Raw genomic sequence first — 12700 nt, forward strand, 5'->3', positions numbered from 1 at the left:
CGCCCGGGGGCGCCCGACGCCGACGAGAGAGGAACGCGGCGAGGGCGACGCCGCGCAGCAGGTCAGCCGGCGAGGGCCATGCGGGTCATGGCGCTGGTGGCACGCTCCATGACGACCTCGAGCGACTCGCCGACGTGCTTGTGCAGGGCGGTCAGCGCCTCGGGGAGGCGGCGCTCGAGGACGAGCTCGACGATCTCGATGTGCTCGTCGATGGTGAGCGCGATGCGGCCGGTCTCGACGAAGTCGTGCATGCGCACGGCACGGATCTTCTGGTTGACCGTGACGAGCGCGTCGGTGAGCTGCGCGTTGCCCGACGCGCGCGACAGCGCCTGGTGGAACCGCTCGTCGAGCAGCACGAACGACGGGTCGGGCTCGGGCGGCGCGTCGCGCAGGACGTACCAGCGACCCAGCTCCTCGCGCAGGACCGCCTCGTCGTGCCGGACCGACGGGTTCTCGATGGCGCGCGCGATGCCGCGCAGCTCGAGGGTGATGCGCAGCTCGTAGAGGTTGCGCAGGTCCTCGAGGCTCGGGACGACGACCGCGTACCCGTAGTCCGTGCGCTCGACGAGCCCGTCGGACAGCAGCCGGGACAGCGCCTCGCGCACGGGGGTGCGGGACACCTCGAAGGCCTTGCCGAGCTTGGGCTCGGTGAGCCGCTCGCGCGGGGAGATGCGTCCGTTCAGGATGTCGTCGCGGAGCCGGTGGTAGACGACCTCGCGCAGCGACCGCGCCTCGGCGGCGGCCTCGTCCGAGGTCCCGACGGGCGTCGCTCCGACCGTGCCGGTGGCCGTGTCGGCGGCCGTGGTGGACGGGCCGGTCAGGCCGGTGCTCATGCTCACGGAGCCTAGTCCTCCCCCGCGACACGTCCGGGGCGCGACGCTCCCCCGCCGCCCACGGCCCTCGCGACCGAAGCGGTCCCGGCGAGCGCTGCGACACGCACCGCCGACCTGCCGTCGCCGACCCTCGGACGCGCGGCCGTCGTCATGCGGGCCCCGACCCGAGCACGCGTTGCCGCTGTCATGTCCGCACCGACGGTCACAGGGCCATCGCCGCCCGCACGTCGGCCTCCTGCTCGGCCCCGCCGGCCCCCGTGCTCGTGACGCGGCCGGACTCGAGCACGTAGTACCGCTGGGACGCGGCGAGCGCGAAGCCGACGTGCTGCTCGACGAGCAGGACGGTGAGCCCGCGCTGCGCGGTGAGCGTCGCGACGGCGTCCTCGATCTCCTGCACGACGGACGGCTGGATGCCCTCGGTCGGCTCGTCGAGGACCAGGACGCGCGGCCCGGTGACGAGCGCCCGCGCGATGGCGAGCTGCTGCCGCTGCCCGCCGGACAGCAGCCCGGCCCGCCGCGAGAGCAGCCCGCGCAGCGCGGGGAACAGGTCGAGCGCGTCGTCGACGCGTGACGCCCCGGCAGACCCGGCACCGTCGGCGACGAGCTGCAGGTTCTCGCGCGCGGTGAGCTGCCCGAACGACTGCTGCCCCTGCGGCACGTACGCGAGCCCACGGCGGACCCGCTGGTGCGGGCGCAGCCGCGTGACGTCCTCGCCGTCGAGCGTGACGCGGCCCGACCGGACGGGCAGCAGCCCGACGGCGGCGCGCAGGAGGGTCGTCTTGCCCGCGCCGTTGTGGCCGAGCACGGCGGTCACACCCCCGTCGGCGACGGACACGTCGACCCCGTGCACGACGGAGGTCCGTCCGTACCCGACGTGCACCCCGGTGAGCTCGAGCATCACGACACCTCCGTGGACGACGCGGGCGAGGACGCGGACGACGGCGAGCCCGCCGACGGCGGCGTGGACGACGAGCCGGCCGGCATGGACGACGAGACCGTCGCCGGCGCGGCACCCCCGACCGTCGCCGCCGACGCCCGCGCACCGGCGTCCCGGCCCAGGTACACCTCGACGACCTTCGGGTCGGCCTGCACCTGCGCGACGGACCCCTCGGACAGCACCGACCCCTGGTGCAGGACGGTGACGGACGACGCGAACGCCCGCAGGAACTCCATGTCGTGCTCGACGACGACGACCGTCCGCTGCTCGCCGATGCGCTGCAGGAGGCGCCCGGTCTGCTCGCGCTCGGACTGGGACATCCCGGCGACGGGCTCGTCGAGCAGCACCAGGCGCGCGTCCTGCACGAGCAGCATGCCGATCTCGAGCCACTGCTTCTGCCCGTGCGCGAGCACGCCCGCGGGCAGGTCCCGCACGTGCCCGAGCCCGACGGTGTCGAGCGCAGCCTCGACGTGCTCGGGCACGTCGGTGCGACGTCGCAGCATCGACCACGGGCGCCGCGACGCGCCCGCGGCGATGTCGAGGTTCTGGAGCACGGTGAGCTCGTCGAACACGGACGCGGTCTGGAAGGTCCGGCCGACGCCCGCCCGGGCGGTGCGGTGCGACGCGCGTCCGACGAGCTCGACGCCGCCGAACCGCGCGGACCCGGTCGCGGGTGCGAGGCCCGTGATGGCGTCGACGACGGTCGTCTTGCCCGCGCCGTTGGGACCGATGAGGAACCGCAGGTCGCCCTGGGTGACGGTGAGGTCGATGCCGTCGACCGCGACGAACCCGTCGAACACGACCCGCAGGTCGCGCACCTCGAGGTAGTCGTGGCGGAAGCGCTCGCCGGGGGCCGCGATGACGGCCTCGAGCGCCTCGGTGTCCAGGCCGGTCGTGCCGTCGACAGGCCCGTCGAGCGGGCCGCCGTCGACCGTGCGGCCGTCGACCGTGCCGCCGTCGACCGGCTCGCCGCCGGTCGGCCCGTGCGTCGAGGGCGCGGCGTCGTGGCGCTCGGTGCTCATGCGTGCCTCCCGCTGACGGCGGGGTCGTGGACCCCGGACTCGTGGTCGTCGCTGCGCGGCGCGTCCCGCAGCACCGCGTCACCCGCGTCATCGCCGCTGTCCCCCGGCCCGGCCCCGGACCCGCCGCGCCGTCGCCGCCAGACCTGACCCAGCGTGGCCAGGCCGTTCGGCAGGAACGCGACGACGACGATGAACAGGGCACCCTGGAAGTAGGTCCAGAACGACGGGAACGACTCGGACAGGCTGGTCTCGGCCCACGAGACGCCGATCGCGCCGAGGACCGGTCCCAGCAAGGTGGCTCGGCCGCCGATCGCGACGCCGACGAGGAACGCGATGGACGGCACGACGCCGACGTCGGCGGGCGAGATGATCCCGACGATGGGCGTGAACAGCGCCCCGCCGATCGCGGCGAACGCGGCGGCGACGGTGTAGGCGACGACCTTGACGAGCGCGGGGTCGTAGCCGAGGAACCGGACGCGGTTCTCCTGGTCGCGGACCGCGACGAGCAGCTCGCCGTAGCGCGAGCGCATGAGCAGCCGGACGGCGGCGACCATGAGCAGCAGCACGACGGCCGCGATGTAGTAGAGCATCCGCTTGTTGACGGGGTCGGACAGGTCGTAGCCGAAGAAGCCCCGGAACCCGTTGAGGCCGTTGGTGCCGCCGGTGACCTTCTGCTGGCCGATCAGCAGGATCGCGAAGGCGGCGGCGAGCGCCTGCGACAGGATCGCGAAGTACGCGCCGCGGACGCGCCGCTTGAACACCGCCAGCCCCAGGAGCGCCGCGAGACCGGCCGGGAGCAGCAGGACCGCCAGGATCGTGACGACCGGCGAGCGGAACGGCTCCCACCACCCCGGCACGGTCCCGTCGCCGTACAGCAGCATGAAGTCGGGCACGCCGCCCGGGCCGGCGTCGGCGAGCTTGAGGTGCATCGCCATGAGGTAGCCGCCGAGGCCGAAGAACACGCCCTGCCCGAGCGTGAGCATGCCGCCGCGGCCCCACGCGAGGCCGATCCCGACGGCGACCATCGCGAGGCACAGGAACTTGCCGAGCAGGTTGAGCCGGAAGTCCGACAGCACGGCAGGTGCGACGCCGAGCAGCAGCGCGGCCGCGAGCAGGAAGCCGCCCCAGACGCGCGCGCGGGGGCCGAGCCGGGCGCTCACGCGAGGCTCCGGGTCCGCACGGAGACCAGGCCCTGCGGCCTGACCTGCAGGAACGCGACGATGATGACGAACACGAGGACCTTGGCGAGCGACGCGGTCGTGGAGTACTCGATGCCGGCCTGCAGCAGCCCGAGCCCGACCGCCGCGATGACCGCGCCCTTGAGCTGCCCGATGCCGCCGACGACCACGACGAGGAACGCGTCGACGATGTAGTTCGTGCCGAGCGTCGGGCCGATCGACCCGAGCAGCGTGAGCGCGACGCCCGCGACCCCCGCGACGCCGGACCCGAGGAAGAACGTCAGCCGGTCGGTCGCACGCGTCGAGATGCCCGACGTCTCCGCGAGGTCGCGGTTCTGGACCGTCGCGCGGATGCGCCGGCCGAGCGGCGTGAACCGCAGCGCGAGGGACAGCGCAACGACGGCGAGGACCGCGAGCGCGAGGATGAACAGGCGGGTCTTGGGGATGCCGACCCCGAGGATCTCGACCGCGCCGGACAGCCAGGACGGTGCCCGCACGTCGACGTTCGGCGCGCCGAAGACGTCCCGCGCGAGCTGTTGCAGCACGAGCGCGACGCCGAACGTGACGAGCAGGGTGTCGAGCGGCCGCGTGTACATCCGTGAGATGAGCGTGACCTCGAGGATCAGGCCGAGCAGCCCGCCGACCAGGAAGCCGATGACGAGCGACACGAGCAGCGAGACGCCCGCGTCGGCGATCACGCCCTGCACGACGAACGCGGTGTACGCGCCCGCCATCATGAACTCGCCGTGCGCCATGTTGATGACGCCCATCTGACCGAACGTCAGCGCGAGCCCGAGCGCCGCGAGCAGCAGCACCGACCCGAGGCTGAGCCCGGCGAAGAGTTGGGAGACGAGGGCGTCCATGCGCGGCCCGTCCTTTCCTGTGGTCCGGGGACGAGGAGGCGGTGGTGCCCCGACGCGCGTGCGTCGCGCCGGGGCACCACCGGTCAGCGGGTCAGGACAGGCCCTCGGCCCAGTCGTAGCCCTCGAGGAACGGGTCCGGCTCGATCGGGCCGTCGGACGACCACTCGGTGTAGATGAGGCCGTCGGGGCCGATCTTGCCGATGAGCGCGGTCTTGGCGATGTGGTGGTTGTCGCCGTTGACGGTGACGGTGCCCTCGGGGGCGTCGAAGCTCACGCCGTCGGCCGCCTCCTGGATGTCCGCGACGTCGAAGGACTCGGCCTTCTCGACCATGCCCTTCCACAGGTAGAGCGACGTGTACGCGGCCTCCATCGGGTCGCTCGTCACGCGGTCGTCGCCGTACTTCGCCTTGAACGCGGCGACGAAGTCGGCGTTCTCGGGGCTGTCGACCGTCTGGTAGTAGTTCCACGCGGTGAGCTGGCCCTCGATGTTCTCGATGCCGATGCCGCCGACCTCCTCCTCCGCGATCGACACGGACACGACGGGCAGCGCGTCGGCGGTGAGGCCGACGTTCTTGTACTCCTTGAAGAACGCGACGTTGGAGTCGCCGTTGAGGGTGTTGAACACCGCGTCGGCGCCCGAGCCCTTGAGCTTGGTGACGATCGTCGCGAAGTCGGTGTGGCCGAGCGGCGCGTACTCCTCGCCGACGATCTCGACGCCGTTCGCCTCGGCCCAGGCGACGATCTCCTTGTTGGCCGTGCGCGGGAACACGTAGTCCGAGCCGACGAGGAACAGCTTCGTCTTGCCCTGCTCCTTGAGGTACTCGACGCCCGGCAGGATCTGCTGGTTCGTCGTCGCGCCCGTGTAGAAGATGTTCGGCGACGCCTCCAGGCCCTCGTACTGGACCGGGTAGAACAGCAGCGCGTCGTTGCTCTCGAAGACCGGGAGCATCGCCTTGCGCGACGACGACGTCCACCCGCCGAAGACGGCCGCGACGCAGTCGGACTTGATGAGCTTCTCGGCCTTCTCGGCGAACACCGTGGGCTCGGACGCGCCGTCCTCGCCGACGATCTCGAGCTGCTTGCCGAGCACGCCGCCACCGGCGTTGATCTCCTCCGCCGCGAGGTCGAGCGCGTCACGGACGGTCTGCTCGGAGATCGCCATCGTGCCCGACAGCGAGTTGAGGAAGCCGATCTTGATCGAGTCGCCGGACGTGTCGACGCACGACGCGGAGCCCGACGCGCTGGAGTCGCCGGAGGAGCCGGCGTCGGTCCGGGAGCCGCAGGCCCCGAGGGCCAGGACGAGCGCGACGGCGGCCGGGGCGGCGAGCGCGCGGGTGGTGAGGAGTCTGGTCAACGGACGTGCCTTTCGCTGGGGACGAGCTCACGGACGAACCGGACGAGGCACGAGGACAGCCGCAGGCACCGCGCTGTGTCCCGGGGTGTATACATCCCTGTGCCCATGCCCGGAGACGCTAGGGACGGGATGTTTCCGCCAGCGCCCCGCGGCTGTGAACGGTCTGTTTCGCCCTGGTCCCGGTTCGGCCACGACGGGCCGTCCGTCAGGCGCGGTCAGGTCCGGCGTACGCTCCCGACATGCCGCACCTGCGTCCGCTCGACCAGTCCTCCAAGCTGAAGAACGTCCTCTACGAGATCCGCGGCGCGGCGCTCGACGAGGTCGCGCGGCTGGAGTCCGAGGGGCACACGATCCTGCGGCTCAACACCGGCAACCCGGCGGCGTTCGGGTTCGAGGCACCGCACCAGATCGTCCGCGACGTCATCGCGTCCATCCCGAACGCGCACGGGTACACCGACTCGCGCGGCATCCTGTCGGCCCGTCGCGCGATCGTCACGCGGTACGAGACCGAGCCGGGGTTCCCGCAGATCGACGTCGACGACGTGTTCCTCGGCAACGGCGTGTCCGAGCTCATCACGATGGTCATGCAGGCGCTGCTCGACGAGGGCGACGAGGTGCTGATCCCGTCACCGGACTACCCGCTGTGGACCGCGATGACGTCGCTGTCGGACGGCGTGCCCGTGCACTACCGGTGCGACGAGTCGAACGGGTGGCAGCCCGACCTCGACCACCTGGAGTCGCTCATCGGGCCGCGCACCAAGGCGATCGTCGTCATCAACCCGAACAACCCGACGGGCGCGGTCTACTCGCGCGAGACGCTGACGGCCATCGCCGACATCGCGCGCCGGCACTCGCTGCTCGTGCTGGCCGACGAGATCTACGACCGCATCCTGTTCGACGGCGCGGTCCACACGCCCATGGCGACCGTCGCGCCCGACCTGCTGACGCTCACGTTCAACGGGCTGTCGAAGACGTACCGCGTCGCCGGCTACCGCTCGGGCTGGCTCGTCGTGACCGGGCCGCGAGAGCACGCGGCGGGCTTCCTCGAGGGCATCGAGCTGCTCGCGTCGACCCGCCTGTGCCCCAACGTCCCCGCGCAGCACGCCGTGCAGGCCGCGCTGGGTGGCGTGCAGTCCATCGAGGGGCTCATCGCGCCCGGCGGGCGGCTGCACGAGCAGCGCGAGGTCGCGTGGCGCGGCCTGACGTCGATCCCCGGCGTCACGTGCGTCCGCCCCGACGGCGCGCTCTACCTGTTCCCGCGCCTCGACCCCGAGGTGCACGAGATCCACGACGACGCACGCCTGGTGCACGACCTGCTGGTGAGCGAGCACATCCTGCTGGTGCAGGGCACGGGCTTCAACTGGCCCACCCCCGACCACCTGCGCGTCGTCACGCTCCCCGAGGCGCGCGTCCTCGCGGAGGCCGTGGAGCGCATCGGCAACTTCCTGTCGTCCTACCGGCAGTAGCCGCCCGGGCCGCGCAGCGCTCTCGTCGAGACCGACATGGATGCCGTCCGGCACCCGTGAGCGACAACCATGTCGGTCTCGCCGGGGGACGGGCGCCGCGCCGCGCGCCGGGCTGGGAGACTCTCCCGGTGATCCGGTACCCGCGTCCCCTGGTCGACGGTGACGTCGTCGCCGTCCCCGCGCCGTCTGCCGGTGTCGAGCCGAGCCACGCGGCACGGCTCGACGCGGCCGTCACGTCGCTCCGGTCCCGCGGATGGCAGGTGCGCGTGGGCGAACTGGTCCGCGGCGAGGGGATCGCGAGCGGTCCGGCACCCGCGCGCGCCGCGGAGCTGACGCGGTTCCTCGTCGACCCGGACGTGCGTGCCGTCGTCCCGCCGTGGGGCGGCGAGATCGCGATCGACCTGCTGCGCCTGCTCGACTGGGACGCGCTCGGCGAGGACCCGACGTGGTGCGTCGGCTTCTCCGACATCTCGACGCTGCTGCTCCCGCTGACCCTGCGCACAGGTGTCGCGACGCTGCACGGGCAGAACCTCATGGACACGCCGTACCGGGTTCCGTCGCCGTTGCTGCCCTGGACGGACGTGGTCACCGCTCCGGCCGGCGCGGCGCTCACGCAGGGCGCGGCCGAGGCGTACCGCGGCAGCGGCTTCGACGACTACGCGACCCACCCGGAGGTCGACCGGTTCACCCTGGACACACCGGGCGGCTGGACACGGATCGACTCGGAGGGCGACGTCGACGTGCGCGGCCGGCTGGTCGGCGGCTGCCTCGAGACGGTGTCGCACCTGGCCGGGACCCCGTACGGCGACGTGGCGCGGTTCGCGGCGACGCACGCACCCGAGGGGCTGGTCGTCTACGTCGAGTCCGCCGAGTCGCACGCCGCCGACACCACGCGCCGTCTGCTCGGCCTCCGGTACGCGGGCTGGTTCGACGCCGCGACCGCGGTCCTCGTCGGGCGCACCCGCGGCGCCGACCTGCCGGGATGGACGCAGCACGACGCCGTGCGGCACGCGCTCGGCGACCTGGGCATCCCGGTCCTCGTGGACGTCGACTGCGGCCACGTCCCGCCGCACCTGTCCCTGGTCAACGGCGCCCTCGCGCACGTGACGCACTCGGCGACGGGCTCGTCGATCACCCAGCACCTCGTCTGACCCGGCGAGCCGGCACCTCGCACGCTCGAACGCTCGAACGCTCGAACGCGCCATCGTGACCGTACCGGACCCGGTTGACGTGCCTGAGGGCGCGTTCGGCGCCGCTCCGAGCGGTCAGGACGCGGCGAAGCGGGCGTGGACCCGTGCGGCGACGGTGATGTCCTCGGGCTTGAGGTCGAGGCCACCCGTGGGCCCGGCGGCGGCTGCGGCGCGCGACATCTGCGCGACGCCCGGGTCGCTCGTCGGGCGGGACTGGTCGCCCAGCATCCCGGGGTCGGCGACCGCGAGGGGCCGGACGGCCGACAGCCCGAGCGCCTGCGCGTAGGTGGTGGCCGTCGCGACGGCGTCCTGGACGGCCCGCGTGCGGGCGTCGGCGGTGAGCCGTGTCCTCGTCACCTCGGTGAGCGCCCACTCGATCCCGCTCACGGTGACGCCGTCGCGTGCGGCGACGTCCTCGACCCATGCGGCGAGGCGCGCGAGGTCGCGGAACTTCACGTCGAGCCGCACGGCGGCGTGGTGCACGAGGGGCAGCTGCTTGCCGTCCTTGTTCCACGGCCGGTCGGACCAGACGCGGATGCGGTCGGACGACCACCACGTGACGGCGGGTGCCGCCGGGTCGGTGAGCCGCTTCGCCTCGTCGGCGAGCCGGCCGTGCTCGCGCAGCGTCCGCTCGACGACGCGCTCGCGGTCGGGGCCCTCGAAGCCGACCGTCAGCACGACGGTCCCGCGCTCGGCCGGGTGGTGGTGGTCGAACCGTCCTTCGACGGTCACGGTCGTCTCGTGCACACCGCGGAGCGTAACCCGGCGCTCAGACGATCTTCGGGAACGCCAGCAGCAGCACCGCGCCCGCGACGAGCAGCACGAGCGCGACGCCCAGGACCACCCAGCGCAGGCGCTCGGTGCGGCCGCGGGTCGACAGCGACGCGAAGAACAGCACGAGCGCGAACAGCACCGTGAGGAACGTGTACCGGTCGCTGCGCTCGTCGAGGAGGAGACCGCGTGCGAACCACTCCTCGGCGCGCTGGTCGGCCGCCGCGGCCTCGGCGGTGCCCGGCGGCTCGTACGACGGCATCGCGAACGGGCTGCGCGGCGCAGACGGGTCCTGCAGCGGCTTGAGCGCGAGCCACGCGTCGACCGCGGGCGCGAAGTGCGGGCTGAACCGCTGCCGGACGAACTCCGCCAACGGCTGGTCGTCCTGCGCGACGGCCTCCACCCACACCGCGAACGTCTGCAGGTCGTAGCCGCGCGCCGCGTCCGCCTCGGCGGCGTGCCGGCTCGCCTCGATGCGCGACGACGACGCCTTCGAGAACGCGATCGACATCTCGCCGCCCCACTGGCTCGCCTCGAACACGCTCCACGCCGTGAGGACGGCGGTCACCGACAGCACGACCACGGTGACGATCTCGCGGACGTGTCCCTCGCGGCGCGCGTGCGCGTGCGGCCGGTGCGCGTCCGCGGTCTCGTCCTCGCGGTGCGCGGCGGCGTGCTCAGCCTCGCGGTGCGCGGGGACCTCGTGCTCGCGGACCGCGGCGTCGTGCTCGTCCGGCATGGCGACCTCCCGACGGCCGCCCGTCCCACGGGCGCCTGCGGGCACGGTAGGTCGGTGCGCCGTCGCGGCACGTCACCCGGCAGGGGTGACCGTCACTGCGGGACACGGTCGGACGTGGGGCCCGGCGCGCCGCAGCAGCACGAGCGCGACGAGGGGCCGGCCACCCGCAGGTGACCGGCCCCTCGTGCCGTGCTGGGTCGTGCAGTGCGGCCGTCAGGCCGCGCGACTCACGTCAGCGGATCAGAATCCGCCGCCGAAGTCGTCGCCACCGCCGGCCGGGAGGGCCGGAGCCTTCTCGGGCTTGTCGGCCACGACGGCCTCGGTGGTGAGGAACAGCGCCGCGATGGACGACGCGTTCTGCAGCGCGGAGCGCGTGACCTTGACCGGGTCGTTGACGCCGGCGGCCAGCAGGTCCTCGTACGTGTTGGTCGCGGCGTTGAGGCCGTGACCCGTCGGCAGGTTGCGGACCTTCTCGGCCACGACGCCGCCCTCGAGACCGGCGTTGACGGCGATCTGCTTGAGCGGGGCCTCGATCGCGGACTTCACGATGAGCGCACCGGTCAGCTCGTCACCCTCGAGGTCCAGCTTCTCGAACGCGAGCGCGCCGGCCTGGATGAGGGCCACGCCACCACCGGCGACGATGCCCTCCTCGACGGCCGCCTTGGCGTTGCGCACGGCGTCCTCGATGCGGTGCTTGCGCTCCTTGAGCTCGACCTCGGTGGCCGCGCCCGCCTTGATGACGGCGACGCCGCCGGCGAGCTTGGCGAGGCGCTCCTGGAGCTTCTCGCGGTCGTAGTCCGAGTCCGAGTTCTCGATCTCGGCACGGATCTGCGAGACGCGACCGGCGATCTGCGCGGCGTCGCCGGCACCCTCGACGATCGTGGTCTCGTCCTTGGTGACGACGACCTTGCGCGCCGTGCCGAGGACCTCGAGACCGACCGTGTCGAGCTTGAGGCCGACGGTCTCGGAGACGACCTGGCCACCGGTGAGGATGGCGATGTCCTGCAGCATGGCCTTGCGGCGGTCGCCGAAGCCCGGCGCCTTGACGGCGATGGACTTGAACGTGCCCTTGAGCTTGTTCACGACGAGCGTGGCCAGGGCCTCGCCCTCGATGTCCTCGGCGACGATGAACAGCGGCTTGCCGGACTGGATGACCTTCTCCAGCAGCGGCAGCAGGTCCTTGACGTTCGAGATCTTCGACTCGACGAGCAGGACGAACGCGTCCTCGAGGACGGCCTCCTGGCGCTCGGGGTCGGTCACGAAGTACGCCGACAGGAAGCCCTTGTCGAAGCGCATGCCCTCGGTGAGCTCGAGCTCGAGGCCCAGCGCGGACGACTCCTCGACCGTGATGACACCCTCCTTGCCCACCTTGTCGAGGGCCTCGGCGATGAGCTCGCCGATCGCGGTGTCACCGGCGGAGATGGCGGCCGTGGCGGCGATCTCCTCCTTGGACTCGACCTCCTTGGCCTGCGCGAGGAGCTGCGTCGTGACGGCCTCGACGGCCTTCTCGATGCCCTTCTTCAGCGCGATCGGGTTCGCACCCGCGGCCACGTTGCGCAGGCCCTCGCGGACGAGCGCCTGGGCCAGGACGGTCGCCGTCGTCGTGCCGTCACCGGCGACGTCGTCGGTCTTCTTGGCGACCTCCTTGACGAGCTCCGCGCCGATCTTCTCGAACGGGTCGTCGAGGTCGATCTCCTTGGCGATGGAGACACCGTCGTTGGTGATCGTGGGGGCGCCCCACTTCTTGTCCAGCACGACGTTGCGGCCCTTGGGGCCCAGGGTGACCTTGACGGTGTCGGCGAGGACGTTGAGACCCCGCTCGATGCCGCGGCGGGCCTCCTCGTTGAAGGCAATGATCTTGGCCATGGGGCTGTGATCCTTCGCTCGGTTTGCGTGGTGGCCGCTGGGTGCCCGCGACGGACGACGCGCCCCGCGCGGTCATGTCCCGCGACGCGACGCGCCTCACCGGGCGGCCGATGCTTCTGTCACTCTCGACCCGAGAGTGCTAAGTCAATGGTTAGCACTCGACCCCTGCGAGTGCAAGGCGCGTTCGCCCAGGGACGACCTCACCCGCCGAACCGCCCGGACGCGCACGCCCGCCGGTCTATCGTGCGCGTGTGCCAGGTCACACCGGGGTGGTCGACGACGTCGTCGACGCCGTCACCGTGCCGACCGGCACCGCGTCCCGCACGCATGCGCCGCCTCCCGGGCGCTCCGCGACCCCGCCGCGCACCGCCGCTGCACCACCCCGCCCGCACCCGCGGCCGCGGCCCGGCACCGCCCGCCGTCCGCCGAGCCCTCTCGCGCGCGTCGCCACCGCCACCCTCGGCGGCGTCGTCGCCCTGGC

11 protein-coding genes and 1 pseudogene are annotated in these 12700 nt (G+C 72.7%); 3 read left to right on the forward strand and 9 right to left on the reverse strand.

Features of this window, described 5'->3' with window-relative positions:
• Window positions 1-62: 62 nt before the first annotated feature.
• The 6 genes from CTKZ_RS06030 to urtA all read right to left on the reverse strand — a co-directional run bounded on the left by CTKZ_RS06030 (window position 63) and on the right by urtA (window position 6187).
• Entirely contained in the window at window positions 63-833 is a 771-nt protein-coding gene (locus CTKZ_RS06030; protein ID WP_124342101.1) for a GntR family transcriptional regulator, read from the reverse strand.
• A 202-nt stretch (window positions 834-1035) separates the two neighbouring features.
• Window positions 1036-1731: an urea ABC transporter ATP-binding subunit UrtE gene (gene urtE / locus CTKZ_RS06035; RefSeq protein WP_124342102.1), complete on the reverse strand. Its 696-nt coding sequence runs from the start codon at window positions 1729-1731 to the stop codon at window positions 1036-1038.
• A complete protein-coding gene (gene urtD / locus CTKZ_RS06040; protein ID WP_235843365.1) occupies window positions 1731-2792 on the reverse strand; it encodes an urea ABC transporter ATP-binding protein UrtD in 1062 nt (353 codons plus the stop codon). Before urtD ends, urtE begins: the two co-directional genes overlap by 1 nt.
• Window positions 2789-3952, reverse strand: coding sequence for an urea ABC transporter permease subunit UrtC (urtC, locus tag CTKZ_RS06045; RefSeq protein ID WP_124342103.1), 1164 nt, complete (start codon window positions 3950-3952; stop codon window positions 2789-2791). The genes urtD and urtC overlap by 4 nt, the downstream gene beginning before the upstream one ends.
• Window positions 3949-4833: an urea ABC transporter permease subunit UrtB gene (gene urtB, locus CTKZ_RS06050; RefSeq protein ID WP_124342104.1), complete on the reverse strand. Its 885-nt coding sequence runs from the start codon at window positions 4831-4833 to the stop codon at window positions 3949-3951. Before urtB ends, urtC begins: the two co-directional genes overlap by 4 nt.
• A gap of 91 nt (window positions 4834-4924) precedes the next feature.
• Complete coding sequence (gene urtA / locus CTKZ_RS06055; protein WP_124342105.1) at window positions 4925-6187, reverse strand: urea ABC transporter substrate-binding protein; 1263 nt, start codon at window positions 6185-6187, stop codon at window positions 4925-4927.
• A 239-nt stretch (window positions 6188-6426) separates the two neighbouring features.
• Between urtA and CTKZ_RS06060 the strand changes: the two genes are divergently transcribed.
• Window positions 6427-7653: a pyridoxal phosphate-dependent aminotransferase gene (locus CTKZ_RS06060; RefSeq protein ID WP_124342106.1), complete on the forward strand. Its 1227-nt coding sequence runs from the start codon at window positions 6427-6429 to the stop codon at window positions 7651-7653.
• 128 nt (window positions 7654-7781) lie between these two features.
• Window positions 7782-8804, forward strand: a complete 1023-nt coding sequence (locus CTKZ_RS06065) for a S66 family peptidase (RefSeq protein WP_124342107.1) — start codon at window positions 7782-7784, stop codon at window positions 8802-8804.
• A gap of 114 nt (window positions 8805-8918) precedes the next feature.
• On the opposite strand, the gene CTKZ_RS06070 is transcribed toward CTKZ_RS06065, so the two are convergent.
• From CTKZ_RS06070 to groL, 3 genes are all read right to left on the reverse strand, one after another.
• Window positions 8919-9590 carry an SIMPL domain-containing protein gene (locus CTKZ_RS06070; RefSeq protein ID WP_124342108.1) on the reverse strand — a complete coding sequence of 224 codons (672 nt, stop codon included), beginning with the start codon at window positions 9588-9590 and terminating at the stop codon, window positions 8919-8921.
• Between the two features lie 22 nt (window positions 9591-9612).
• On the reverse strand, window positions 9613-10353 hold the full coding sequence (locus tag CTKZ_RS06075) for a hypothetical protein (RefSeq protein WP_124342109.1): 741 nt from the start codon (window positions 10351-10353) through the stop codon (window positions 9613-9615).
• Between the two features lie 240 nt (window positions 10354-10593).
• Window positions 10594-12219, reverse strand: a complete 1626-nt coding sequence (groL, locus tag CTKZ_RS06080) for a chaperonin GroEL (RefSeq protein ID WP_124342110.1) — start codon at window positions 12217-12219, stop codon at window positions 10594-10596.
• 251 nt (window positions 12220-12470) lie between these two features.
• On the opposite strand from groL, the pseudogene CTKZ_RS22175 reads away from it, so the two are divergent.
• A pseudogene (locus tag CTKZ_RS22175) lies at window positions 12471-12700 on the forward strand (hypothetical protein); the annotation flags it as partial.

The organism is Cellulomonas algicola (genome assembly GCF_003851725.1).
Classification (GTDB): Bacteria; Actinomycetota; Actinomycetes; order Actinomycetales; family Cellulomonadaceae; genus Cellulomonas; species Cellulomonas algicola.

What these genes read in the sequence shown, in the direction of transcription:
- CTKZ_RS06030 (WP_124342101.1), bottom strand. Translation starts at nt 833, where the DNA reads ATGAGCACCGGCCTGACCGGCCCGTCCACCACGGCCGCCGACACGGCC.
- urtE (WP_124342102.1), bottom strand. Translation starts at nt 1,731, where the DNA reads ATGCTCGAGCTCACCGGGGTGCACGTCGGGTACGGACGGACCTCCGTC.
- urtD (WP_235843365.1), bottom strand. Translation starts at nt 2,792, where the DNA reads ATGAGCACCGAGCGCCACGACGCCGCGCCCTCGACGCACGGGCCGACC.
- urtB (WP_124342104.1), bottom strand. Translation starts at nt 4,833, where the DNA reads ATGGACGCCCTCGTCTCCCAACTCTTCGCCGGGCTCAGCCTCGGGTCG.
- CTKZ_RS06060 (WP_124342106.1), top strand. Translation starts at nt 6,427, where the DNA reads ATGCCGCACCTGCGTCCGCTCGACCAGTCCTCCAAGCTGAAGAACGTC.
- CTKZ_RS06075 (WP_124342109.1), bottom strand. Translation starts at nt 10,353, where the DNA reads ATGCCGGACGAGCACGACGCCGCGGTCCGCGAGCACGAGGTCCCCGCG.
- groL (WP_124342110.1), bottom strand. Translation starts at nt 12,219, where the DNA reads ATGGCCAAGATCATTGCCTTCAACGAGGAGGCCCGCCGCGGCATCGAG.